Below are 24367 nucleotides of genomic sequence, written 5' to 3' on the forward strand. Positions count from 1 at the left end.
GGTGCGGGGGTCTCGATGAGGGTCTAGATAAGCGGGGCGGCAGTCAGCCCAGCACGCCACGCAGGGCGGCGGCAAAGGCGGTGGTGATGGCCTCGCGCTGCAGGTGGCGGCCGTCGGCCACGACCTGGCGGCCATGGCGCCAGACCGAACGCAGCGCGCCATTACGTGCAGCGAACACCCAGCTGTCAAGCCACGCGTCGCCCTGGCGGGCCTGCAGCGCCGGATGCGCGGGGTCCAGTTCGACCAGATCGGCACTGGCCCCGACCTGCAACCCCGCAGCCACACCCAAGGCCTGGCCGCCGCCGTGCAGTGCGCCCTCGAACAGGAAGCGGCCGCTGCTGCGGGTCGCATCCGGGGCCAGTACGTTGCGCCCGCGCAGCGCCAGGCGCTGGCCGTATTCCAGCAGGCGCAGTTCCTCGGCAGCGTCGATCAGTACGTTGGAATCGGAGCCGACGCCGAAGCGCCCGCCTTCGCGTGCGAACGCCTGCATCGGGAACAGGCCATCGCCCAGATTGGCTTCCGTGATCGGGCACAGCCCGGCCACCGCCCGGCTGGCCACCATCTGCGCGCGCTCGGCATCGGTGATGTGGGTGGCGTGCACGAGGCACCAGCGCTCATCCACCGGGGCGTGCTCGTACAGCCACTGCACCGGTCGTTGGCCGCTCCAGGCCAGGCAGGCCTCGACCTCGCGCACCTGCTCGGCAATGTGGATGTGCACCGGCCCGGTCGTCAGCGGCAGCAGCGCATCCAGTTCCGCGCCAGTGACCGCGCGCAGGCTGTGCGGCGCGATGCCCAGCACCGCATCGGGCAGCGTGGACAGGGCGGTCTTCGCGCCTTCCAGCAGCCGTGCGAATCCGTCCACATCGTGGATCAGCCGGCGCTGCGCGGGATTGGGCGCGGCGCCACCAAAATCGGCGTGGGCGTAGAACACCGGCAGCAGGGTCAGGCCGATGCCGGTCTGCGCGGCAGCGGCCGCGATGCGCGAGCTCATTTCGGCCCGGTCGGTGTAGGGCTGGCCATCGGCCTGGTGGTGCAGGTAGTGGAATTCGCCGACGCGGGTGAAGCCGCTTTCCAGCATTTCCATGTAGGCCTGGGCGGCAATGGCCTGCACCGCTTCGGGGCGCAGATGGGCCAGAAAGCGGTACATCAGTTCGCGCCAGCTCCAGAAGCTGTCACCGTCACCGCCACCGATCTCGGTCAGCCCGGCCATGCCGCGCTGGAAGGCGTGGCTGTGCAGGTTGGGCAGGCCCGGCAACAGGATGCCCACGCGTGCGTCGCCGTCCTTTGCGCCCTGCCCCGCGTCAAGGGCGGCGATGCGGCCGCCCTGTACCTGCAGGCGCACGTCGCGCGCCCAGCCCTGCGGCAACAGCGCATGGGCGGCATGGAAACACAGCGGGTAACGCGAATCGGACATGGCTGGACAACCCGAAATGGACGCCTATATTGTATAGACATATAAGCACAGCCGCGTTGTGGATGCCATGCACGTCGATACCCTCTGGTCCAACGTCCACCTGATGACCCTCGATGGCGAGGGCCTGGGTGTCATCACCGATGGCGTGCTGGCCTGCGCCGCGGGCCGCATCGTCCACGTCGGCCCGGCCGGCAGCGATGCGCACCTGCAGCCGACCACCCGCATCGATGGCGAAGGCCGCTGGATCTCGCCAGGCCTGGTCGACTGCCATACCCACCTGGTCTACGCCGGCAACCGCGCCAACGAATTCGAGCAGCGCCTGCAGGGCGTCAGCTATGCCGACATCGCCCGCGCCGGCGGCGGCATCGTCTCCACCGTGCGCGCCACCCGCGCCGCTTCGCCGCAGCAGCTGGCCGCGGAAAGCCGCCCGCGCCTGCTGGCGATGCGCGCCGAAGGCATCACCACGGTCGAGATCAAATCCGGCTACGGCCTGACCCTGGACGACGAGCGCAAGCAGCTGCAGGTGGCCCGCGCACTTGGCGAGGAATGCCGGGTGAACGTGGTGCCGACCTTCCTCGGCGCGCATGCCGTGCCGCCGGGGCGCGAGGCACAGGAGTACACCGACGAGGTGTGCAACGTGATGATCCCGGCCATCGCCGCTGAGGGCCTGGCCGAGGCCGTGGACGTGTTCTGCGAGACCATCGCGTTCTCGCCGGCGCAGGCGCGGCAGGTTTTTGAGGCGGCGCGTGCGAACGGGCTGGCAGTGAAGATCCATGCCGAGCAGATGAGCAACCAGCACGGCGCCGAACTGGCGGCCGGCTTCGGCGCGCTCTCGGCCGACCATATCGAACACCTGGACGATGCGGGCATCGCCGCGATGGCCGCCGCCGGTACCGTAGCCGTGCTGCTGCCCGGCGCGTTCTATTTCACCCGCGATACCACCCTGCCCCCGATTGCCGCGCTGCGTGCGGCCGGGGTGCCGCTGGCCCTGGCCACCGACAGCAACCCCGGTACCTCACCGCTGACCAGCCCGCTGCTGGCGATGAACATGGGCGCCACCCTGTTCCGCCTGACCGTGGACGAGTGCATCGCCGGCTTCACCCGTGAAGCGGCACGTGCCCTTGGCCATGGCGAACGCATCGGCCGCCTGGCGGTGGGCATGGACTGCGACCTGGCGATCTGGGACATCGACGCGCCGGCCGACCTGGTCTACCGCATGGGATTCAACCCGCTGCACGCGCGCGTGGTGCGCGGGCAGCCCGACCTGCCTGCTTCCTGGAGCAACACATGAGCAATACCCTGGTTCTTCGCCCCGGCCATGTCACCCTTGCCCAGTGGCGGCAGGTCTACCGCGGTGCGCCGCTCGCACTGGACCCGGACGCGCTGCCGGTGGTGCGTGCCAGTGCCGCCGCCGTGGCCGCCATCGTCGCCAAGGGTGCGCCGGTGTACGGCATCAATACCGGCTTCGGCAAGCTGGCCAGCGTGCGCATCGAGCGCGAAGACCTGGCGACCCTGCAGCGGAACATCGTGCTGTCCCATGCGGCCGGCGTGGGCGAGCCGATGCCGGCTGACGTGGTGCGGCTGATGATGGCGCTGAAGCTGGTCAGCCTGGCCCAGGGTGCTTCGGGCGTGCGCGAGGAAACGCTGCTGCTGCTGGAAGCAATGCTGGTGAAGGGCGTGTTGCCGGTGGTGCCGGCGCAGGGCTCGGTCGGCGCATCGGGCGACCTGGCGCCGCTCTCGCACCTGGCAAGCGTGATGCTGGGCGTGGGCGAAGCCTTCATCGGCGACGCGCGCCTGCCGGCGAGCGAGGCGCTGGCACGCGCCGGGCTGCAGCCGGTTGAGCTGGATGCGAAGGAAGGCCTGGCATTGCTCAACGGCACCCAGTTTTCCACCGCTTACGCGCTGGCCGGGCTGTTCGAGATCGAGACCGTGTTCCAGGCCGCACTGGTGACCGGCGCCCTGTCGGTGGAAGCAGCCAAGGGTTCGGACACGCCGTTCGATCCGCGCATCCATGCCATCCGCGGCCAGCGCGGGCAGATCGCCACCGCCGCCACGCTGCGCTCGCTGATGCAGGGCTCGGACATCCGCGAATCGCACCGCGACAACGACGTGCGTGTGCAGGATCCCTACTGCCTGCGCTGCCAGCCGCAGGTGATGGGCGCGGCGCTGGACATTCTGCGCCAGGCCGCCACCACGCTGGAAATCGAAGCCAACGGCGTGTCCGACAATCCGCTGGTGTTCACCGATACCGGCGAAGCGCTGTCCGGTGGCAACTTCCACGCCGAGCCGGTGGCCTTCGCTGCCGACATGCTGGCGATGGCGGTGTGCGAGATCGGTTCGATCAGCGAGCGCCGCCTGGCGATGCTGGTGGACCCGGCGCTGTCCGGCCTGCCGGCCTTCCTGACCCCGCGCCCGGGCCTGAATTCCGGCTTCATGATTCCGCAGGTGACCGCCGCTGCGCTGGTTTCTGAAAACAAGCAGCGCGCCTACCCCGCCAGCGTTGATTCGATCCCGACCTCGGCCAACCAGGAAGACCACGTGTCGATGGCCGCGCACGGCGCACGCCGCTTGATGCAGATGGCCGAGAATGCCGCCAACGTGATCGGCATCGAGCTGCTGGCCGCCGCGCAGGGCTGCGATTTCCACGCGCCGCTGCGCTCCAGCGCCGCACTGGAAACCGTGCGCGCGACCCTGCGCGCGAAGGTGCCGACGTTGGAAGAAGACCGCTACTTCCACCCGGACATGGTGGCCGCCACGAAGCTGGTTCGCAGCGGCGTGCTGGCCCACGGCCTGGGCGAACTGCTGCCGACTGTGGAGCCGCAGGCATGACGGCCCACCCCGAGTGGCTGACGGTGCACGAGGGCGATGCCCCGTTGATCGTCAGCTTCCCGCACACCGGCAGCGAACTGCCGCACGAGCTGATGGGCGACTACCACTCGCCGTGGCTGGCACGTCGCGATGCCGACTGGTGGGTGCACGATCTGTACGATTTCGTGCGCGGCATGGGCGCCACCACGGTGCGTTCGGCCATCTCGCGTTCGGTGATCGACCTCAACCGCGACCCCAGCGGTGTTTCGCTTTACCCCGGCCAGAACACCACCGGCCTGTGCCCGCTGACCACCTTCGACAACCAGCCGCTGTACCACGCCGGCCGCGAACCGGACGAGGCGGAAATCGCACGGCGGCGCGATACGTATTTCGCGCCCTACCACGATGCGCTGGCCGCGCAGATCGCACGCCTGCGCGCGCACCACGGCACCGTGGTGGTGTATGACGCGCATTCGATCCGCTCGCATATCCCGCATCTGTTCGACGGCGAGCTGCCGCAGTTCAACCTGGGCACGGCCGGTCCATCCGGAACACCGGACACGTCCTGCGACAACGCGCTGAGTGATGTCGTGGAAAACCTGCTGAAGATCAGCGGCATGAGCCAGGTGCGCAACGGCCGCTTCAAGGGCGGCTGGATCACCCGCCACTACAGCGATGTTCCCGGCGGCGTGCACACCCTGCAGATGGAGCTGGCCTGCCGTGGCTACATGCACGAACCCCTGCCCGACCAGGTGGACGAGCACAGCTGGCCGACCCCGCTGGACCCCGACCATGCCGCTCCGCTGCGCCGCACGCTGGCGCAGGTGCTGACGGCGTGCCTTGAATTCGCTACGAACCGGAGTGCCGCATGACCCGCAATGATCCGTCCCGCACCATCACCGCGCCGACCGGCACCACGCTGAACGCCAAGAGCTGGCTGACTGAAGCGCCGCTGCGCATGCTGATGAACAACCTGCACCCGGATGTGGCCGAGCGCCCGCAGGAACTGGTGGTGTACGGCGGCATCGGCCGCGCCGCGCGCGACTGGGAAAGCTTCGATGCCATCGTGGAGACGCTGAAGCGGCTGGACGATGACCAGACGTTGCTGGTGCAGTCGGGCAAGCCCGTGGGCGTGTTCCGCACCCATGCCGATGCGCCGCGCGTGCTGATCGCCAATTCCAACCTGGTGCCGCGCTGGGCCAACTGGGACCACTTCAACGAACTGGATAAGAAGGGCCTGGCCATGTACGGCCAGATGACCGCCGGCAGCTGGATCTACATCGGTGCGCAGGGCATCGTGCAGGGCACCTACGAAACCTTCGTGGAAATGGGCCGCCAGCACTTCGGTGGCGACCTCACCGGCAAGTGGCTGTTCACCGGTGGCCTGGGCGGCATGGGCGGTGCACAACCGCTGGCCGCAGTGATGGCCGGTGCCTCGTGCCTGGCCGTGGAGTGCCGCAGGAGCAGCATCGACATGCGCCTGCGCACCGGTTACCTGGACACCTGGACCGACAACCTGGATGAAGCGCTGCGGTTGATCGACGAAGCCTGCAAGGCCGGTACGCCGAAGTCGGTGGGCCTGCTGGGCAACGTCGCCGATGTGCTGGCCGAACTGCTGGAACGCGGCATCAAGCCCGACCTGCTGACTGACCAGACCTCGGCGCACGATCCGGTGAACGGCTACCTGCCGCAGGGCTGGACGGTCGAACAGTGGGACGAAAAGCGGGTGTCCGCACCCAAGGACGTGGAGAAGGCCGCGCGCGCCTCGATGGCCAACCACATCCGCGCCATGCTCGGCTTCCACGCACTGGGCGTGCCGACCGTGGATTACGGCAACAACCTGCGGCAGATGGCGTTGGAAGAAGGCGTGGCCAATGCCTTTGATTTCCCCGGCTTCGTGCCGGCCTACATCCGCCCGCTGTTCTGCCGCGGCATCGGCCCGTTCCGCTGGGCCGCGCTGAGCGGCGACCCGGAAGACATCGCCAGGACCGATGCCAAGGTGAAGGAACTGATTCCGGACAACCCGCACCTGCACCGCTGGCTGGACATGGCTGCCGAGAAGATCAAGTTCCAGGGCCTGCCGGCGCGCATCTGTTGGGTGGGCCTGGGCGATCGTGATCGACTGGGCCTCGCCTTCAACGAGATGGTGGCGAACGGCGAACTGAAGGCGCCGGTGGTGATCGGCCGTGACCATCTGGACAGCGGCAGCGTGGCCTCGCCAAACCGCGAGACCGAGGCGATGGCCGATGGTTCCGATGCGGTGTCCGACTGGCCGCTGCTGAACGCCCTGCTCAACACCGCCAGCGGCGCGACCTGGGTGTCGCTGCACCACGGCGGCGGCGTGGGCATGGGCTTCTCGCAGCACGCCGGCATGGTGATTGTCTGCGACGGTACCGAGGCGGCCGCGAAGCGCATTGCGCGCGTGCTGTGGAACGACCCGGCCACCGGTGTGATGCGCCATGCCGATGCCGGGTATGAGATCGCGGTGGAATGCGCGAAGGAGAAGGGGCTGGATCTGCCGGGGATTCTGGGCTGATCGAGCGTCGCCGGGCACGGCCCGGCGCTACCTTGAACGTGCTCTGCCTGGTGCGGGAATCGGTGCTCTTGACCCGATCTCCCGCCCTGACCAAGATGCGCCATCGCCGCTGACGGAACACCGCGATGTATCGCGCGCTTGCCGCTGCACTCTTCTGCGCCCTGGCAGTCACCCTGCCCGCTTCGGCGCGTGATGTTCCCGATGATGATCTTTCAGCCCGCCTGGACACCCAACTGCACGCCAACCGCGAGCGCTACGGCATCGCCGGCCAGGCCATGCTGGTCGCCCACAACGACCACGTGCTCTACCAGGGCGCCAGCGGTGAACGCGACCCGGCCACGCATGCAGTGGCCACCGTCGACAGCATCTTCGCCGCGCAGTCGATGGCCAAGCTGCTGACCAGCACGCTGGTGATGCAGCTGGTCGATCAGGGCACGCTGGATCTGGACGCACCCGCCAGCCGCTATTTACCCGATCTGCCCACTGCCTGGCGGGCGATTTCCGTGCGCGATTTCCTCAACCACAGCTCCGGCATCGCCGAGTACTACGACCGCGTGGACAACCGCTGGGTGAGCAGGGGCTACCCCGGCGTTGCGCCGGATCTTGCCGCTGCACTGAAGGTGGCCGGCGCGGCGCCGATGCAGTTCGCCACCGGCAGCCGCGTGCAATACACCCAGGCCAACTACCTGGTGCTGACCGCGTTGCTGGAAGCGCACTACCACAAGCCCTACCCGACCATCGCCCGCGAACGCATCCTGCAGCCACTGAAGATGCGCAGTACTTCGTGGGGGCTGGACAGCGTGCCGGCAGCACGCGCGGCAGTGCCGTACACCGGCAAGGACGGCGCGTTGCAGGCGGCTGATGAAGATCCGTGGCCGCGCTACGGCTGGGGCCATGCCGACCTGCAGACCACCGTGGGCGACATGAACCGCTTCCTGCAGGCGCTGGCCACCGGGAAACTGGTACGTACAGCGACACTGGAAAAGCTCTGGCAGCCGCAGAAGCTCGCCAACGGCGGCAGCAATTTCTTCTCCACCGGCTGGGACACCACGCGCAGCGATGGCTACACCCAGGTCGGCCATGACGGCGGCACCCGCGTGCGGGCACGGCTGGCCTACAAGGGCAGCCTGGCCAGCGGCTACTGGGTGTTCGTGTACTTGACCAATGGCAGCGCGCGCAATGTGTGGTCGAGCACCCTGGTGGAAAGCACGATGGCGGTGGCTGCACCGCAGGAGTTTCCGAGTGCGGTGCTGTCCGAGCGCCTGATCGCCTATGCGTCGGATGAGACGGCTGGCGCGGCACAGGCGATGCGCGACTGGTTGCAGGACAACATCCGCATCACCGGCAGCGAACGCGAGCGCGCCATCAACGCCAGCAGCTACGCGATCCGCGAGAGCCTGGGTGCGGGCAAGGCACTGAGGGTATTCACGCTCAACACCGAGCTGTACTCGGATTCGGCCAATGCCTGGGACAGCCTGGCCGAGTGCCATGCGGCTCTGGGCGATGCGGAGACTGCAAAGGCGCTGTATGCAAAGGCTGCACTTCTTATCGACCCATCGACAAACCCACAGCCGGACAGCTTTCCCAGGCCTTAAAGATAGATATTAAAGTACGGCAATCGTCCAAATTAAATAATTGGCACTACCAACACAACCAACAGGGAACTCATTCATTGCAAATCGTCATGAACCATCCGCCGACCTGTATCTTCTTCAAAGACTCAACACCAGCAAAGAGAATGCCAATCGGTACATCCATAATATTCCCATCAGACAATGACCGGGATGACTATGGATACAAGCTCAGAGCAAAAATTGCCTTAAAAACCGATGAAACAACCACAATAGTGGCTGATATACTAATCGGATTTTACGAAGAAGATGCAAAGGAGGAGAACGGACGAACCCGACTCATCCAAATAGTTGGATCATTGAAAGAAGGAGTTTCGGCAAATCTCCATAAGTTCTTCATCATGCTCCCGTCGATGCAGAGCTATCGAGATTTGGCGTCATCAATTAAACCGAAAGCCCTCAAAAAAATGCTCATTAATGCAAATGAGCTTGCCACTATAAAGCACTTTAAACCGACCTCAAAAATAATATCCAAAGCAAGCAAAGAGCGCGCCTTTAACCTTGGATTTCTCCGAGACTCAGAAGTTCACTTTGCATTGCACAACGCAGGATCAATAATACAGGGACTTTCCAAAGAGAGAACAGTGAGGCCCGCCACAAAATGGCAACTCAACTTCGATCTTGGCAATGACCTTTCGCGCTATGAGATCGACCTAAACTTCAACCATGAAGCGGAACTCCCGCGACGCATCGCCGTAATAATCGGAAAAAACGGCGTAGGGAAATCACAATCCCTCAACGCAATATCAAGAAGCCTTCTCGGCAGAGAGACCTATCTGCGAGAGTCGGAATCGGGCGATCGCCCCCAAGTCAGTCGCTTAATTGCTTTTGCATCGACTATGGAATCAATATCAACCTTCCCCATCGAGAGACGAACTCAGCGAACGTGGTACAAGCGACATCATATTGGCTCTGTATCCAAGCAAAAAACAGGATCAAAGCTTCCGGAAACGATAATCAGGGTAGCTCAGTCTGACCAATCAATTGCAAGGCGCAGCAGACTCTCAATTTTCAATGATTCACTTTCCGCGATCCGTGACCATGAGCAGCTGGCATTGGTACGAGCCGATGGCGGGAGACCAATTGGAATTTCAGAAATAAGAAACGGAACCAGCATTCGAAACTTAGAGCAACAAGCCTCGATCGATCCAAACAAAGATCCCGTTCGCATGGTGGATGGAAAAGCAACCAAACTCAGCAGCGGCGAACTCTCCTTTATAAATTTTTCAGCCCTTGCTTGCGAGTCCATCGAGAACGGCTCACTAATTCTTCTTGACGAACCAGAAACCCACCTTCACCCAAATTTCATCAGCGAGTTTGCAGCACTACTGGATCGAATTCTCGAGCTAACAGGCTCTTCTGCCATCATTGCAACTCATTCATCCTACTTCGTTCGGGAAGTCTTCAAGGAACAGGTATCCGTTATTGAAAGAGATCAAGATGGAAGAATCCAAGTACTCAAGCCTCGACTCAGAACGTTTGGCGCCGATGTAGGAGCAATTTCAAGATTTGTATTTGGCGAAAATTCCACTTCAAGCATATCAAAAAGAGTCAAGAGAAGGATAGTTAATTCCAACAAGTCATGGGATAATATATATGACGAATATAAGGATGAACTCTCGCTCGAGACCCTAGGCGAAATACATGAATTGATTTTGAACAAGGAGTCGATCTGAGATGCGACACCTGAACGCCTGGAAAATAAATGATCACATGTTCCTAAGATCACTAGCGCGAAATAAAAACCTATCGAGCCATCCCCACTTAAGGTCGAAGGCCGCAACAATATCATTAGCCTACATAGCTTATTTGTCCTCGAAGGGGGACGCCAGCTCTATCGAACCAAAAGGCGTCGACGGAACGACTTCCAAATACCTTCACGCTCACTACAAACATCCCCCAACCTCCCATAAATTCATTAAAAAATTAAGGGATGATAATGCCGCAATGACCTGCACCATGTGCGGATCGCCAAACTGTGGAACACTCGACCACATCTTACCCAAGGCCATATATCCAGAATTCAGCTTATTTTCTGCAAACCTAGTCCCCGCATGCTTGTGCAATAACAAGCGAAAGGACGTCTATCGGGGCGGAGCGGGAGAACGAGTCCTCCACCCCTACTTCGATGAATTCATGCGGGAAAGGCTGGTAACTTGCAGGTTCCGGGACCATGACAGAGCACCATCGATCGAAATTTTAAACAACCTTTCAGCAGCAGATGCGAATTTTGCATCGGTCGAGTTTCACATAAAGAGTGTAGTTAGGAAAAGCGCAATATCCGGGTCATTACGCAAAGACTGGGGAACGCTTGTTAGAAAGCCAAGCTTAATACATTCCAGTCTTGGTACCGCCCCTGCATCTAAATTTGAATTAATAGAAATTCTATCCGAAGAGCTATACAAATCAGACGACCGTCAACAAAGCAAGAATAGCTGGTCATCCATATTTATATCCGGACTGCTAGAGGACGTCACACTTGATTGGCTTTTTAACAGACTCACTTCTCCAGAAAGATGTGACGACGACCCACTAATCGCAGAAATATGAGATACACGCCTCTCGTGAATACTTTTATCGCGGCGATGCTGACTGGTGGTCGAGCGGCAACAATGCACATCCAATGATGTCGCGAAAGGTCAGGGTTAGGGAGAATTCGATGTTCGATTCGAGAGAGCTATCGTCGCTATGCCGCTGCTGGGTGACGTACCGCCCGCGACCTGTTAACTTGCGCACCACTTTCGTGGTTTACAGCCTGTCCGCATGTCGCTCTCGTCTTACCGCCCCACCCCGTCGCTGCTGTTCCTGGCCGTCTCCCTCGGCCTTGCCGCCACCGCCCACGCCGCCCCGCAGGCCACCACGCTGGACGCGGTGCAGGTCACTGCCGCCGATGCCAGCGCCCAAGCCCGCGAGGCGCTCAAGCGCGTGCCCGGCGCCAGCAACGTCATCGACGTCGCCAAGGCCGACAGCCGCCTGTCCAGCAGCGCCGACGTGCTGGCCTACCAGCCCGGCATCAGCGCGCAGTCGCCGGGCAACGAGGGCACCAAGGTGTCGATCCGTGGTTCGGGCATCAACCGCGGGCCGGGTGCGCATGCGTCGGGTATCGCCGTGTCCCTCGATGGCCTGCCGCTGACCGGACCCGGCGGTACGCCCTACGAACTGCTGGAACCGCTGTGGCTGTCGCGGGTGGAAGTGCTGCGCGGCGCCAATGGTTTCGAGCGCGGCGCGTTGGCGCTGGGCGGTGCCATCGACTATGTCAGCCGCAGCGGCCGCGATTCGGCCGGCGTGCAGCTGCACTACGAAGCCGGCAGCCGTGGCTACCAGAAGCGCGGAATCAGCTGGGGCGGCGTCAGTGGTGATGTCGATTACTTCCTGGCCTACACCGACAGCGAGTTCGACGGCTACCAGCAGCATGCGCGCGGCGACGGCAAGGGCGCGATGGCCAACATCGGCTGGCAGATCAGCCCCGACCTGCAGACGCGCTTCTTCGTGCGCTACCGCGAGACCAATCACGAAACGCCCGGGCGCCTGACCCGCGACCAGATCCGCAACGATCCACGCGCGGCCAACCCGGCCAACCTCGCCATCGATGCGCGCCGCCCGCAGCCAGGCAGCACCTGGATCGGCAACATGACCACCCTGCAGATCGACGAGGATTCCTCGCTGCAGGCCGGGCTGGTCTACCACAAATACCCCATGGACCTCGGCGAGAGCCTGTACCGCCAGCAGCTGGACTACGCCGACCTCAACGCGACGCTGGACTACCGCCATCGCCACACGCTGCTGGGTCTGGACAGCGAAACCACCGTCGGCCTGCGCGTGACGCACGATCTGGACGCCAACGTGCGCGAGTCGCTGCGCTTTGCCGGCAACGGTTATGCGGCAGGCACGCGCACGCGCGACTTCCAGCACCTGGGCACCCAGAGCACGCTGCATATCGGCAACAACCTTGCGCTGAATGATCGCCTGCGCGTGCAGACCGGCCTGGCGCTGATCAATACCCGCAGCGATGTGCAGGTGACCTGGCCCAGCAGCGGCGGCCGCCTGCGCGACCACGACTGGGATTACGCGCCGCGCCTGGGCGTTACCTGGCAGCACAGCGCGCAGACGCAGTGGTTCGGCAACCTCAGCCGGTCGGTGGAAGCACCGCACCCGTGGTCGATGATCTGGGGCTCGAACCAGTTTTTCGGTGCGGGCAACGGACCGTCCACCGGCCGCCAGAGCGCACCGGTGGCGATGCAGAACCAGACCGCCACCACGCTGGAACTGGGCGCGCGTGGCGAGGCAGCGCTGGGCCGCTGGGAACTGACCGGCTACTACGCACACGTCAACCACGAACTGCTGAGCGTCGAACTGCGACCGGTGCCGAACCTGTTCGTGGCCGAGAACAACGCCAGCCCCACGGTACATCGTGGCATCGAGGCCGGGCTGGACAGCACCCTGTGGCAGGCCACGCCGGGACGCCTGTCGCTGCGCCAGGCCTACACCTTCAGTGATTTCCGCTACCGCGATGATGCGCGCTTCGGCAGCAACCGCCTGCCCGGCCTGCCGCAGCACAGCTACCAGGCTGAACTGCGCTTCGACCATGCTTCGGGCCTGTACGCCGCGTTGAACACTGAGTACGCCTCGCGCATCGCCGTGGACTACGCCAACAGCTTCTGGGCCGACAGCCATGTGATCTTCGGCAGCCGCATCGGCTACGACGCGCCCGGCGGCCGCTGGCAGGCATGGGCGGAGGTGCGCAACATCGGCGACCGCCATTACGCGGCGACGGTGACACCCGGCTACGACGATGCCGGCAAGGACGTGGCGCGCTCGACGCCGGGCGAAGGCCGCGGCGTGTATGCGGGGGTGCGCTGGCGCTTTGAGTGAGCGCCCGCACCGCAGTCGCCTGCAGTGACAACGTGCAACGATCTGCGTGCCGCGCTGCCGGACTGAAGATTCAATGCCGGCGGGGCCACAGCGCCTGTCCCCGACGGATGCCCGACAGCGCGCGCTCGGGTCGTTCCAGCACCCACCGTCCCTGCTCCCTGTGGAACAGCATGCGCGACCGCTGGCCGCCGATGCTTGAGCAATAGTCCCCGGCGACGGCGATCATGGCCCATTGATTGTCCGCACTGAACACCGGTTTCGACAGCAGGATGATCGTCTTCCCGTCCAGGCTGTCGTCCGTCATGCAGTGCGGGTCACCCTGCGTCTGCAGGGTCCGCAGCTGCACGAAGCTCAGATGCGCCGCGCCCTGCAGCGCAGCGTCCGGCACCCGCGCGCTGCGCCGGTTGACCAAGGGGAGTTGCGCCTGCAGTTGTCGGCGCAGGTCGTACATCGGGCGATCGTCCACCCACTCCACCAGGTCGTCATCGTCCTGGCAGAACCGCAGGTGGCCACCCGGCCAGCAGTACGGCAGTGTGTGGTCGATCACCAGGGTCCGGCTGTCCACGGGGTCGGACAGCAACGGCTGTTCTTCAGGCCGCCAGCGATTCACCGCCGCTGCGGCGACCTGCATCCCGCTTCCGTTCTGCGGCGCCGTCCTCGTCCCGCGGCCATCCATCGCCATGGGCTGCGGCAGCGACGCCGGCGGTGGCGGCAGGACGGGGCTCCTGATCGCAAGCGCCATGATCTCGGCCTGCATCTGCGCGGTTCCAGTATTCACAGGCGGCGGTCCAAGCGCCGTGCTCCGCCAAGGCTTCAAGGTGAAGGCCAGGATCAACAGCGCCGCCGCCGCGATCGCTGCGGCAATGGCCCCTGTTCGCTTCCATGCAAGATTCCTGGCCATGACCACATCCGGGTTGAAGAACGACCGCGCCTGCGCGCGCACTGACCCACGCTACAGCGCCTGCACCACCTGCATCAGCGTGACCGCGTCAGGCGCCATCGATTGCGCCAGCCAGCCCAGCCCGGCAAAGAACACCAGCAGGCCCAGCAGCGGCCAGAACGTGTGCGTCAGGCACAACCGCCACCAGCCCTGCGCACCCATGCCCTGCATGCGCCGGTACAGGCCACCGACAATGGCCGCGTCCACCAGCAGTTCGGCCATCAGTACCGGGGCCGACCACACCACCCAGGCACTGGCCAGCAGCACGCCGGCCACCACGGCCACGATGCCCAGCACCGCCAGCAGCGGCAGGCCGGCCTCGCCGTCGGCGGCGTCCAGCAGGGAGGCGCCATCGCCTTCCATGACCGACGCGGCGGACGCTTCGCCCCAGGACGCCGACGCGCCTCCACCCCCGGAGTGACCACCGCTGCCGCCCCAGGAAGGGCCGCTGCGCGGCGTACTTCCGCCACCGCCAGCATTGCTGGCGACTTCGCCTGCCCCGTCCGCCACGGCGTCCCAGCGCCAACGGATCCAGATCCACATCAGCAGCAGGAACACGGCATAGGCCAGCACGACCGACAGCGGATAACGCAGCAGCATGCTGTCCACGCCGGCCAGCCGCAGCAGATGGGAGGCGAGGAATCCGGCGCCACCGGTCAACACCACGATGAGCGCCATCTGCAGGCGCGGCCAGCCATGGTGCTGCAGCTGCCGGCGCGCGCGCGCGACTTCGCTGCTGCGGGTCATCGCCAGCTTCAGGGTGCTGGAACCGAAACGCGTGGTCCGCTTCATGCCGGCAACGTCTTGGTCACCGCTTCCAGACGGTGGCCATCGGGGTCGACCACGAACGCGGCGTAATAGGTATCGCCGTAATCAGGGCGCAGGCCCGGTGCGCCGTTGTCCGTTCCGCCCGTGACCATGGCCGCAGCGTGGAAGGCATCCACGGCCGCGGCAGATCCAGCGGCGAACGCAAGGTGGAAGCCGGGACCTGGCGGCGAGGCATCGTCACGCAGCTTCAGGCACAGCGCGTCTTCATCATCCACCAGGCCGTAACCAATGGCGGTCTCGTCCTCGAACACGCGACGGTAGCCGAGTGCGGCAAGCGCCGCATCGTAGAAGCGGCCTGCCGCATCCAGATCACGGACGCCGAGGGACAGATGGTGCAGCATGCGGACATCCTTGCCGGGCAAGCGTAGTTGTGTTCGGGTCGATTCTAGCCTGCAGGCGGCACGGCCGCCTTCAGCAGCTGCGCAGCCACCTGGTCGAACGGGGCGATGTCCTGCAGCGCGCGGCTCATGGCCACCGCACCTTCCACACTGGCGATGACCAGGCTGGCAAGCCCGGCCGCCTGTTCCGGCGCGTGGCCGTCGGCAACGAAGGCCTGGGCAAGATGTGCCTGCCAGCGCGCGAACACCTCGGCGGCCGCCACGCGGGGTTGGCTCGCAACGGCGTCGACCGGCTCTTCAACCGCGGCAGCCAGTACCGGGCAGCCCGCGCGGAACTGCGAACGCAGCAGGCGCTCGCGCCACATCGCCAGGAACTGCTGCAGGCCGACCATCGCACCACCACGCAGCAGGCCCACCAGCAGTGCTTCCACCTTGTCGCCGGCCATGTGGGTCGCCCTGGCCAGCAGTTCCTGCTTGCCACCCGGGAAGTGGTGGTAGGTCGAGCCCAGCGGCGCCTCGGCCAGCTTGGTCACCTCGCGGATGCTGGTGGCATTGAGCCCGACCCGCGCCAGCATCAGGGCGGCGGCATCGATCACACGCTGGGGGGCATCGGACGCTCGCGGGCTCATGCCGCTCTCCTTGCTAGGACAGTCGTCATAGATTAGCGTACCGCCCATCCTATAACACTCGTCATAACCATGAATCTCTGGTTCCGCCTGCTCCACCTGCTGCTGCGCAGCCTGTTCCGGCCGAAGCTGGAGGCTCCGTTCGGGGTTTCGCGGCTGCCGTTCCGGGTGCTGCCCAACGATCTGGACAGCAACCTGCACATGACCAACGGCCGCTACTGGAACATCTTCGACCTCGGGCGGCTGGACCTGATCCTGCGCATGGGCCTGGGCAAGGTGGCGCTGCGCGAGAAGTGGGCGCCCATCGTCGGCGCCGGCACCATCCAGTTCCGCCGCGAGCTCAAGCCATTCCAGCAGTTCACCCTGGAAACGCGGCTGGCCGGCTGGGTCGGTACGCGGGTCATCATGGAACAGCGCGTGCTGGTCGGGCCCGAAAACAAAGTCGCGACACGTGCGCTGCTGGTGACCGGCATCTACGACCGCCGTGCACGCCGCTTCGTCGGAATGGAACAGATGATGGCCGCCATCGGCTGCGATACGCCGCCCTCACCGCCGCTCAGTGCTGCCGCCGAAGCGCTGCTGGCCGCCGATGCGGCATTGAAGCGCGACGACAACTGAGCAAGGCGATCAGAGCGCCTTCCTGAGGACATCCTTCAGGCGACGCTTGTGCGATTCCACCGCGTTCCAGTTCCAGTCGCACACGGGCGGAACCTCGAGCGCGCCCCGCTCGCGGGCCAGTGCGGCACGCTCGGTGAGGGCATGGACACTCGCGGCAAAGTTGGCATCCACGGCCATGGGCAGCCGGATCGAGATCAGCCCCCAGCCGGACACCGTCAAGCGCGCCGCTTCACCGCGCCCGGCATCGAACGGGCGCACGCGCACCGCACCGCCCATGTCCGCGTACTGCACGCCCACCAGCAGCACGCCGCCGGACACCCACTGCAGCGCCCTGCCGTGCTCACAGAGCGCCTCGGCGGAATCGTAGCGGCGCGGCTGCGAACCGGGGCTCGAGTAGAGCTCGGTGACCAGCACCGGGCTGCGCTTGAACACGGCGCGTGCCACGGTCTCGACCAGGGTGATGGAAACCGCTGCCATCCTCAGTAAATGCAATCAGCGCGCGGCAGGCGGCGTGGTGTCCAGCGCCCGCTTGATCGCCTGCTCCGCCAGCGGCGCCATCAGCGCATAGCCTTTCGCCGTGGGATGCACGCCGTCCGCAGCCAGCGCGGGGTCCAGTCCACCCTCCGCATTGGTCATGGCCGAGTGGTAGTCGAGGTACACCACACCCTTTGCATCAGCGTACTGCTTCAGCGCGGCATTCAAGGCCTGCACCTTTGGCGCCGGTTCAATGCCAGGCATCCATCGGTACTCGCTCACCGGCAGCACCGAGGCCAGCACCACGCGGATGCCGTGCGCGCCTGCGAGATCCACCATCGCATGCAGGTTGTCTTCAATCATGGCCTGGGTGCTGGGGCCGGTATTGCCGGCGATATCGTTGGTACCGGCGAGGATGACCACCACATCCGGCTGCAGCGCGATGACATCCTGCTGGAAGCGCAGCAGCAGCTGCGGCGTGGTCTGCCCGCTGATGCCACGGTTGAGGTAGCCCTTGCCGGGAAAGAACGTGGACGGATCCTTTTCGCCCCACAACTGGGTGATGGAATCGCCGTAGAACAGCACGCGTGGCACACCGGCCTGCTTGGCCGGCACGCGCGCGTTGGCGTCGCGGTAGCGGGCCAGATCGGGCCAGTCGGACAGGCGCTGCTGCATGAAGCGCACCTCCTCCGGGGTGACCTGGTCCACCGGCTTCACCAGCAATGGATTCACCGCACGCGGCGGCTGCGCCTGAACGCAGGTGATGGTCATGGCAAGCGCCACGGCGGTGGCGCAGCAGCGGGCACGCAGAAGGTGGCTCATGAGTTTTCCAGCAGGAACTGGCTGATCTCGCGCCGCAGGTCGAGGTCATCGGTCTGTCGCGCGGCTTCGTCGGCGCGCAGCGCGAACTCGTAGCCGCGCTCGGTCTCGCCCTGGTCGATGTGGCGCCGTGCCAGTTCCAGGCAGATCGACGCCTCGCCTTCAATCACGCCCAACTGGCGTGCCTGCTTCAGCGCGCGCTCGTAGTAGCCGATCGCCACGCCACTGTCGCTGGTGAAGTCACCCAGGGTCTCCCACAGGAAAGGATGGTCGCGGCCTTCCACCGCCATCGCATTGCAGTACTGCCGCAGTTCGTCGTGCAGCCGCCACTGGCTGCGAGTATCGCCGTGGGTGCTGGCGTTGGCCATTTCCACCGCCACGCCCAGTACGTGCTCGTACACGTCCTGTGGAATTTCCATGGGAACCTCCTGCCGCTTGTGTGTTGCACGGTCAGGCTAGCACGGGCGGGGGGGCGTTCATCCACGCACGGTGTGGATCCACCGGCCGGGGTGCCCGGCCGGGTGATGGTTCATCCACGCATGGCGTGGATCTACGGGCCGTGCGAGGGCGGCACCTCCTGCGCGCCCCACTGTTCGTTCTTCGTGGCGCCCAGCTCGAAGTCGAGGGTACCGCCGCGCTGCACGAAGCTGGCCGGCAGCCAGCTGGCATTGCTGGCCTTGCCATCCACCTTCAGCGACTGCACGTACGGTGCATCCATCGCTGCGCCGCGTGCACGCACGACGATCTTCGCGCCCGGCCGGGTGATCACCGCTTCGGTGAACAGCGGGCTGCCGATCACCAGGTCCGCGCGGCCCGGGTACACCGGGTACAGGCCCAGCGCCGACCACACGTACCACGAGGACATCTGGCCGAGGTCATCATTGCCCGGCATGCCTTCCGGCGTGTTGGTCCAGATCTGGCGCATCGCCTGGCGCACGGTCTCCTGGGTTTTCCATGGCTGGCCGAGGAAGTTGTACAGCCAGGGCGCGGCCATGGACGGCTCGTTGTCCAGCTCGGCGTGCAGCGGGCCCGACTTGGTCACGGCCCACGCACCATCGGGTTTGCGGAAGAACGCATCCAGACGCGCGATGCTGGCCTCGCGGCCACCCAGCGCCTGGAACAGCCCGGCCGGATCGAACGGCACCATCCACAGGTACTGCGCGCCGCTGCCTTCGACGAAGCCATCGTCGGCGGCCGGGTCGAACGCCGGCCAACTGCCATCCGCGTTACGCGGCTGGATGTAGCCCTGCTGCGCGGTAGCCTTGGGGTTGTAGAGATTGCGCCACCAGCCGGAGCGCTCGCGGAACTGCCGTGCGCCCTGCGCATCGCCGGCGGCGAGGGCGAGTTCGGACAGGCCGAAATCAGCGCTGACCATTTCCAGCGTATCGGCCGCACTGCCCCAGCCCGGCGCCCCTTCCGGCATGTACTTCAGTGCCAGCCACTGGTCCAGGCCCGGGCGCTGGCCCACGCACAGCACCGGGCAACCGCGCGTGTCGAGGTCGCGCGCGGTGGGTACGGTGGCCGCCTTCTTCAGCGATGCGTAGGCGCGCTGCAGATCGAAGCTGCGCCCACCGAAGGCATGGATGGCCGCTACCGACGGCGGTGACGGATCGCCGTTCATCACCCCGGTAGTCCCGGTGATGTGGGTCCAGCGATCCCAGACGCCGCCGTTCTGGTCGGCCTGGTTGAGCAGCGACTGCGCCACGTCCGAGCCCACCTGCGGCTGCAGCAACGTCAGCAGCTGCAGCTGCGAACGGTACACATCCCAACCCGAGTAGTTGGCGTACTGCGCCTGCTGCCGCTTGGCCAGGCCATGCACCTGGCCGTCCATGCCGCGGTAACGGCCATCGACGTCGCTGTGCAGGTTGGGCGCCAGCATGGCGTGGTACAGCGCAGTGTAGAACACGGTGCGCTCATCGGCCGTGCCGCCCTGCACCCGCACCTGGCCCAGCAGTTCGTTCCACTTCGCACGCGTGGCGGCCTGGGTTGCAGCCAGGGTCGTGCCCTGCGGACTCTCTCGGCGCAGGTTGGCCCGCGCGCCGGCTTCATCCACGTACGAGATACCGATGCGTGCGGTCACCCGCGGCGTGCGCTTGGCGTCGAAACTGATCCAGCCACCTGCGCCCTTGCCTGCCGGTGGATGGCCCTTGCTGCCATAGGTGGTGCCACCGCCGCCCTCGCGCGCGCCGGCCTGCACGGTGTCATCGCGCCAGGTGCCCCCCACCTCGAACGGCTGGTCGAACTCGGCGACGAAATGCAGGGTGTAATAGCTCTCGCGGCGATCCTCGGCCAGGTAGCCACAGAAGTTGCCGCTGGTGACCGAACCGCGCACGGTGCGCGTGGCCGGGTCGATGATGATCGTTGAATCGCTGCTGCCCACTTCGCTGTCGGAGGTGCGGAACAGCAGGTTGGCGGGCTTGTCCGCCGGGAACTGGAACTGGCCCACGGCCGTGCGCGCCGTGGCTGCCAGGCTGACGGCCACGCCGTTGTCCAGGGTGAGCGTGTAGGCACCAGGGCTGGCGGCTTCCTTCGCGTGGTCCAGCAGGCTGGTGTAGCGCATGCCTGCATCCGCCGACGACGGTGACAGCTCCACCGGCAGGGTGACCGGCATCAGCGGGATATCGCCGCTGGCGCCAGTGCAGCCGGTGCCGTTGACATGGGTCAGGCTGAAGCCGCGCACGCCATTGCTGCGCCACTCATAGCCACCGGGTGCGGCAATCGGAAAGCGCTTGCCCGGCAGCGCGGTCATTTCCGGGCTGAAAGCCACCATGCCGAAGGGTACCGTCGGCCCCGGATAGACGTTGCCGGCATTGGTGGTGCCGATGAAGGGGTTGACCTCGGCGGCCAGGTCCTGGGCGGGCGCCCTGGCGGCCAGCAGGGGCAACGGGGACAGCGTCAGCACCGCGGAAACGACGACCAGCAGCGAACGGGACATCGACAACTCCAGTGGAAGGAGGCACCCACATGCCTTGAACCGCTGAGAGTAGTACGGGGTCGACCCCCCGGCGACGGGCCGGAGGTCATGGTTGCCGGTACCGGGTCACGAACCGCAGTTGCGGTCGCACGGATCAGAACAGCGTGCCCAGCTTGAACAGCGGCAGGTACGTGGCGAACAGAGCCACAGGCCCCGCGAGCATCAGCGCGATGCTGCCGATCAGCGCTGACAGGCGCGGCCGACCCGCCAGCCACGCAGCAACCACAAGCGGCGGCGCAAGCCAGGCCAGCCCGTAGCTGCCTGCAAAGACCTGGGTGATGATGGGCAACGGTTGGCCCGCTTCGGCAAAGCTCGCAACGAACTGCGGTATCGCAAACCGGCCCAGTGCCGTGCACCCCACTGCGGCTACGCCGCTGCACACCAGGCCGATCAAAAGCCCTGCGATTCCGGCACCTCGGTGCATGGCGGATCTCATGGCCGTATCCGTGGCCGCTCAGTAAGTGCCCTGCACGAACGGCTGCCCCGCCTGGGTCGTGCCGATGATCATCGCGACCGACTGACCGTCCTTATGGAAGCCCGCCGAGCACACCGCATCGCGCCCCTGGCCGCATTCGATTTCGGGGAAATCCGGCAGCGCCGCCTGTCGTGATTCCGGCGGCGTGGCGTGCCAGCCCGCTGCATCAAGCAGGCGCTTGACCTTGGCATAGGGCATGCCGACGGTGATGCCCAGCGTGGACAGTTCGCCGGACAACGCCTGCGCCGAGGCGAAGGCCGGTGCGATGGCCAATGACAGGGACATAACAAGAGCGATGGCTTTCATGGAACACATCCGTGGCGGGCACCAGACCTGCAGCGTACTGGCATTGCCAGCGTAGAGTCGAGCTTGCTCGACTGGTGTTCGCACGTTGCAAAAAGAAGGGCCGCCCTGAGGCGGCCCTGGTTACGGCAGTCGAGCAAGCTCGACTTTACCGTGCGTTCTTCACGTAGGTGTCGAACCAGTTCAGCATTTCCGACACCAGCTGTTCGTTCGATTCCAGCGCGGTATACCAGTGCGGTTCGTTCGGCAGCATCACCAGGCGGGTGGTACCGCCGTTGCCACGGATGGCCTGGTACAGCTTGCGCGACTGGAACGGCTCGGTGCCCGGGTTGGCATCGTCTTCGCCATGGACCAGCAGCAGCGGCAGCTTGATCTTGTCGGCGTAGAAGAACGGCGAAGCCTTCAGGTACACGTCCTGCGCCTGCCACACCGAGCGACGCTCGTTCTGGAAGCCGAACGGGGTGAAGGTCTTGTTGTACGAACCGCTGGTCGCCACGCCGGCCTTGAACAGATTGGTGTGGGCAATCAGGTTGGCCGTCATCAGGCCGCCATGGCTGTGGCCGGTGACGCCGATGCGGTTGCGGTCGACCACGCCCATGTCCACGGCCTTGTCCACCGCCGCCTTGGCGTCGGCTTCCAGCTGCTCCAGATAGGTGTCATAGGCGTTCTTCGGGTCGCCGACAATCGGGAACGAGGCGTTGTCGATGATCGCGTAACCGGCCAGCAGCATCAGGCGGTAGGGCTGCAGACGGGTGAAGGTCTGCTGCGAACCGGACACCTGCCCCGCCTGCGCGGCGTTGGCGAAGTCGGCCGGGTACGCGTACAGGATCGCCGGCACGCGCTGGCCTTCCTTGTAGCCCGGCGGGGTGTACAGAGTGAAGGACAGATCCACGCCGTCAGCGCGCTTGTAGGTGACCAGCTGCTTCTTGATCTGGCGCACCTCCGGGGTCGGGTCGACCAGCGTGGTCAGCGCGGTGGCGGTGGATGCGAACTGCGCCTCACCGTCCTTCGCAGCGGCCACAGCGTCGCCCTGCTGGCGCACGAACGCGTTCGGCGGGTCGATCACCGACTGGTGCCAGGTGAGGTAGCGGCCCGGGGTGTTGCTGAAGCCGAGGAACTGTTCGTAGGCATCGGCGCTGCTGCGGAACAGCCGCTCGCTCTTCAGCGTGCCCAGGTCCAGTCGGTCCAGGAACGGACGATCGCCCTGCGGCGAAGCGCCCTGCCCGCGCAGGAACACGAAATTGCCCTCCTGGCGCACGACCGCCGCGCCGTTGGGCAGGCGCTTGAACACCAGATTGCCGGGGTCGCCGTACAGCTCATCGCTGGACATGTCCCACAGCAGGCGGCCTTCCTTCTTCGGCTGGTCGACGTCGACGATGCGGGTCTGCACCCAGTGGCGGTTCTCGTCGTTCTCGAACAGGAACGACACCGCCGGGTCCGCCGACCAGGCCAGGCCTTCAAAGCGCTGCGCGGTGCGGGCGATTTCCACCGGCTTGCCGTTGAACGGGGCCTTCAGCATCAGCACGCGATCGCGGTGCGGAACGGTCACCTTCCAGTCGCCCTTGTCCAGCGCCTCGGCGTAGACCAAGGTGGCCGGATCAGTGGAACGCCAGTCGAAGCCACGCGGGCCTTCCGGCACGCCATGCACCGGCACACGGTCGGCCAACGGCAGGCTGGCGATGGCGGCGCTCTTGCCGGTGGTGATGTCCAGCACCGCCACATCGTTGGCGAAACGCTGGTAGGTTACCGCATGCGAGAACGGCGGCTTGATCGATTCGGTCAGCACGTGCACGCCATCGGGTGCGGCGCTGACGTCGTTGAAGATGGCGGCACTGCCGACCGGGCGGACGCTGCCGCTGGCGGTGTCGACCACGGCCAGCTGCGAGGCACCGTAGTAGGCGAACAGCTTTTCATCATGCACGCTGGTCAGCGTGTCGCGCGCCTCATACGTGCTGCTTTCGCCGCTGCTGCCCAGCGATTCCTGCGCATCCGGGCCGGTGGGCACGCCGCCGTCGGACGGGGCCGCGCCCTGGTTGGCCGGCACCAGCTTCACCAGCAGGTTCTGGCTGCCACCCAGCCACTGCACGGTGCTGCCGAAGATCGGATTGAGCTGCACGCCCGGCACCTGCTTGACCTGGCCGGTGGCTGCATCGCCCACCCACAGCTGCACGCTGTTCTCCACCGCGTTCTGGAACGCAAAGTGGCTGCCATCGGCCGACCACTGCGCGCCACCCGCGCAGCCTTGCGGCAGCGTCACCTTGGTGGTCTTGCCGCTGGCGATTTCCACCACGCTGAAGTCGGCCACGCAGGCCGGAATGCCATAGCCACCCGGCGTGTCATGACGGCTGCGGTTCTTCGGCTCCAGGCGCACGCCCGCCAGCTTCAGGTAGGGTTGGGCCACGCGAGCGATGGACGGATAGGTCTGCGCGGTGGTCAGCAGCAGGCGCTGGCCACTCGGATCGACGTTCGGTGCCGGCGGTGGCGGTGCCTTCAGCACCTTGAGCAGGTGTTCCGGCGGCTTTGCATAATCGGCGAGCGCCGGGCCAGCAGCCAGCAGGCCGAAGGTGGCAACGGCAATGGCCGCAGCCAGAGAGGTGCGATGAACGAGCATCCGTAATCCCCAGGGGTGTGATCGGGTACCCGCCAGAAAGCGGGCGTCGACCGAATCTAGCATCCGGGGATCGGTTGTGAATGGGCCGGAAGCAATGCAC

Annotated in this window: 21 protein-coding genes; 9 read left to right on the forward strand and 12 right to left on the reverse strand. The window is 65.3% G+C overall.

The window, feature by feature from the left end:
* Window positions 1–43 precede the first annotated feature (43 nt).
* Window positions 44–1414 (reverse strand): formimidoylglutamate deiminase, encoded by a 1371-nt coding sequence (locus tag C1924_RS12070; RefSeq protein WP_108765517.1) that lies wholly within the window; start codon window positions 1412–1414, stop codon window positions 44–46.
* Between the two features lie 67 nt (window positions 1415–1481).
* Here C1924_RS12070 and hutI point away from each other — a divergent pair, with 67 nt between their 5' ends.
* The 8 genes from hutI to C1924_RS12105 all read left to right on the forward strand — a co-directional run bounded on the left by hutI (window position 1482) and on the right by C1924_RS12105 (window position 13261).
* Window positions 1482–2705: an imidazolonepropionase gene (gene hutI / locus C1924_RS12075; RefSeq protein WP_108767051.1), complete on the forward strand. Its 1224-nt coding sequence runs from the start codon at window positions 1482–1484 to the stop codon at window positions 2703–2705.
* A complete protein-coding gene (gene hutH, locus C1924_RS12080; protein ID WP_108765518.1) occupies window positions 2702–4243 on the forward strand; it encodes a histidine ammonia-lyase in 1542 nt (513 codons plus the stop codon). The genes hutI and hutH overlap by 4 nt, the downstream gene beginning before the upstream one ends.
* Window positions 4240–5094, forward strand: coding sequence for an N-formylglutamate deformylase (hutG, locus tag C1924_RS12085; RefSeq protein ID WP_108765519.1), 855 nt, complete (start codon window positions 4240–4242; stop codon window positions 5092–5094). The genes hutH and hutG overlap by 4 nt, the downstream gene beginning before the upstream one ends.
* Window positions 5091–6758 (forward strand): urocanate hydratase, encoded by a 1668-nt coding sequence (gene hutU / locus C1924_RS12090; RefSeq protein ID WP_108765520.1) that lies wholly within the window; start codon window positions 5091–5093, stop codon window positions 6756–6758. Before hutG ends, hutU begins: the two co-directional genes overlap by 4 nt.
* Before the next feature lie 125 nt (window positions 6759–6883).
* On the forward strand, window positions 6884–8353 hold the full coding sequence (locus tag C1924_RS12095) for a serine hydrolase domain-containing protein (protein WP_108765521.1): 1470 nt from the start codon (window positions 6884–6886) through the stop codon (window positions 8351–8353).
* 89 nt (window positions 8354–8442) lie between these two features.
* A complete protein-coding gene (locus tag C1924_RS12100; protein WP_108765522.1) occupies window positions 8443–10065 on the forward strand; it encodes an AAA family ATPase in 1623 nt (540 codons plus the stop codon).
* Window position 10066: 1 nt separating this feature from the next.
* Window positions 10067–10939, forward strand: coding sequence for a hypothetical protein (locus tag C1924_RS20335; RefSeq protein ID WP_159094796.1), 873 nt, complete (start codon window positions 10067–10069; stop codon window positions 10937–10939).
* A gap of 213 nt (window positions 10940–11152) precedes the next feature.
* Complete coding sequence (locus tag C1924_RS12105; RefSeq protein WP_108765523.1) at window positions 11153–13261, forward strand: TonB-dependent receptor; 2109 nt, start codon at window positions 11153–11155, stop codon at window positions 13259–13261.
* Between the two features lie 70 nt (window positions 13262–13331).
* Here the strand turns inward: C1924_RS12105 and C1924_RS12110 are convergent, their stop codons facing one another.
* From C1924_RS12110 to C1924_RS12125, 4 genes are read right to left on the reverse strand one after another with little or no spacing between them, the layout of a single operon-like run.
* Entirely contained in the window at window positions 13332–14204 is an 873-nt protein-coding gene (locus tag C1924_RS12110) for a hypothetical protein (RefSeq protein WP_216821541.1), read from the reverse strand.
* Window positions 14205–14213: 9 nt separating this feature from the next.
* The gene (locus C1924_RS12115; RefSeq protein ID WP_108765525.1) at window positions 14214–14993 is read right to left on the reverse strand and encodes a hypothetical protein; all 780 of its coding nucleotides are present in this window, start codon (window positions 14991–14993) and stop codon (window positions 14214–14216) included.
* On the reverse strand, window positions 14990–15370 hold the full coding sequence (locus C1924_RS12120) for a VOC family protein (protein WP_108765526.1): 381 nt from the start codon (window positions 15368–15370) through the stop codon (window positions 14990–14992). Before C1924_RS12120 ends, C1924_RS12115 begins: the two co-directional genes overlap by 4 nt.
* 44 nt (window positions 15371–15414) lie before the next feature.
* Window positions 15415–15996: a TetR/AcrR family transcriptional regulator gene (locus C1924_RS12125; protein WP_108765527.1), complete on the reverse strand. Its 582-nt coding sequence runs from the start codon at window positions 15994–15996 to the stop codon at window positions 15415–15417.
* A 69-nt stretch (window positions 15997–16065) separates the two neighbouring features.
* On the opposite strand from C1924_RS12125, the gene C1924_RS12130 reads away from it, so the two are divergent.
* The gene (locus C1924_RS12130) at window positions 16066–16611 is read left to right on the forward strand and encodes a thioesterase family protein (protein WP_108765528.1); all 546 of its coding nucleotides are present in this window, start codon (window positions 16066–16068) and stop codon (window positions 16609–16611) included.
* A 9-nt stretch (window positions 16612–16620) separates the two neighbouring features.
* On the opposite strand, the gene C1924_RS12135 is transcribed toward C1924_RS12130, so the two are convergent.
* From C1924_RS12135 to C1924_RS12165, 7 genes are all read right to left on the reverse strand, one after another.
* A complete protein-coding gene (locus C1924_RS12135; RefSeq protein ID WP_108765529.1) occupies window positions 16621–17088 on the reverse strand; it encodes a hypothetical protein in 468 nt (155 codons plus the stop codon).
* 15 nt (window positions 17089–17103) lie between these two features.
* Window positions 17104–17856, reverse strand: a complete 753-nt coding sequence (locus tag C1924_RS12140) for an SGNH/GDSL hydrolase family protein (protein ID WP_254051277.1) — start codon at window positions 17854–17856, stop codon at window positions 17104–17106.
* 47 nt (window positions 17857–17903) lie between these two features.
* Window positions 17904–18323, reverse strand: a complete 420-nt coding sequence (locus C1924_RS12145; protein ID WP_108765531.1) for a hypothetical protein — start codon at window positions 18321–18323, stop codon at window positions 17904–17906.
* A 131-nt stretch (window positions 18324–18454) separates the two neighbouring features.
* The gene (locus C1924_RS12150) at window positions 18455–20839 is read right to left on the reverse strand and encodes a GH92 family glycosyl hydrolase (protein WP_108765532.1); all 2385 of its coding nucleotides are present in this window, start codon (window positions 20837–20839) and stop codon (window positions 18455–18457) included.
* 133 nt (window positions 20840–20972) lie between these two features.
* Window positions 20973–21272: a hypothetical protein gene (locus tag C1924_RS12155; protein ID WP_108765533.1), complete on the reverse strand. Its 300-nt coding sequence runs from the start codon at window positions 21270–21272 to the stop codon at window positions 20973–20975.
* Between the two features lie 60 nt (window positions 21273–21332).
* Window positions 21333–21659 carry a hypothetical protein gene (locus C1924_RS12160; RefSeq protein WP_108765534.1) on the reverse strand — a complete coding sequence of 109 codons (327 nt, stop codon included), beginning with the start codon at window positions 21657–21659 and terminating at the stop codon, window positions 21333–21335.
* Window positions 21660–21804: 145 nt separating this feature from the next.
* The gene (locus C1924_RS12165) at window positions 21805–24267 is read right to left on the reverse strand and encodes a prolyl oligopeptidase family serine peptidase (RefSeq protein ID WP_108765535.1); all 2463 of its coding nucleotides are present in this window, start codon (window positions 24265–24267) and stop codon (window positions 21805–21807) included.
* Window positions 24268–24367: the final 100 nt, after the last annotated feature.

Source organism: Stenotrophomonas sp. ESTM1D_MKCIP4_1 (assembly GCF_003086895.1).
Taxonomy (GTDB): domain Bacteria; phylum Pseudomonadota; class Gammaproteobacteria; order Xanthomonadales; family Xanthomonadaceae; genus Stenotrophomonas.

Coding starts and splice junctions, on each gene's coding strand:
- C1924_RS12135 (WP_108765529.1), bottom strand. CDS start 17,088: ATGGCAGCGGTTTCCATCACCCTGGTCGAGACCGTGGCACGCGCCGTG.
- C1924_RS12140 (WP_254051277.1), bottom strand. CDS start 17,856: ATGACCATCACCTGCGTTCAGGCGCAGCCGCCGCGTGCGGTGAATCCA.
- C1924_RS12165 (WP_108765535.1), bottom strand. CDS start 24,267: ATGCTCGTTCATCGCACCTCTCTGGCTGCGGCCATTGCCGTTGCCACC.
- C1924_RS12095 (WP_108765521.1), top strand. CDS start 6,884: ATGTATCGCGCGCTTGCCGCTGCACTCTTCTGCGCCCTGGCAGTCACC.
- hutG (WP_108765519.1), top strand. CDS start 4,240: ATGACGGCCCACCCCGAGTGGCTGACGGTGCACGAGGGCGATGCCCCG.
- C1924_RS12125 (WP_108765527.1), bottom strand. CDS start 15,996: ATGAGCCCGCGAGCGTCCGATGCCCCCCAGCGTGTGATCGATGCCGCC.
- C1924_RS12160 (WP_108765534.1), bottom strand. CDS start 21,659: ATGAAAGCCATCGCTCTTGTTATGTCCCTGTCATTGGCCATCGCACCG.
- C1924_RS12100 (WP_108765522.1), top strand. CDS start 8,443: ATGAACCATCCGCCGACCTGTATCTTCTTCAAAGACTCAACACCAGCA.
- C1924_RS12145 (WP_108765531.1), bottom strand. CDS start 18,323: ATGGAAATTCCACAGGACGTGTACGAGCACGTACTGGGCGTGGCGGTG.
- hutH (WP_108765518.1), top strand. CDS start 2,702: ATGAGCAATACCCTGGTTCTTCGCCCCGGCCATGTCACCCTTGCCCAG.
- C1924_RS12115 (WP_108765525.1), bottom strand. CDS start 14,993: ATGAAGCGGACCACGCGTTTCGGTTCCAGCACCCTGAAGCTGGCGATG.
- C1924_RS12150 (WP_108765532.1), bottom strand. CDS start 20,839: ATGTCCCGTTCGCTGCTGGTCGTCGTTTCCGCGGTGCTGACGCTGTCC.
- hutU (WP_108765520.1), top strand. CDS start 5,091: ATGACCCGCAATGATCCGTCCCGCACCATCACCGCGCCGACCGGCACC.
- C1924_RS12070 (WP_108765517.1), bottom strand. CDS start 1,414: ATGTCCGATTCGCGTTACCCGCTGTGTTTCCATGCCGCCCATGCGCTG.
- C1924_RS12120 (WP_108765526.1), bottom strand. CDS start 15,370: ATGCTGCACCATCTGTCCCTCGGCGTCCGTGATCTGGATGCGGCAGGC.
- C1924_RS12105 (WP_108765523.1), top strand. CDS start 11,153: ATGTCGCTCTCGTCTTACCGCCCCACCCCGTCGCTGCTGTTCCTGGCC.
- C1924_RS12130 (WP_108765528.1), top strand. CDS start 16,066: ATGAATCTCTGGTTCCGCCTGCTCCACCTGCTGCTGCGCAGCCTGTTC.
- C1924_RS20335 (WP_159094796.1), top strand. CDS start 10,067: ATGCGACACCTGAACGCCTGGAAAATAAATGATCACATGTTCCTAAGA.
- hutI (WP_108767051.1), top strand. CDS start 1,482: ATGCACGTCGATACCCTCTGGTCCAACGTCCACCTGATGACCCTCGAT.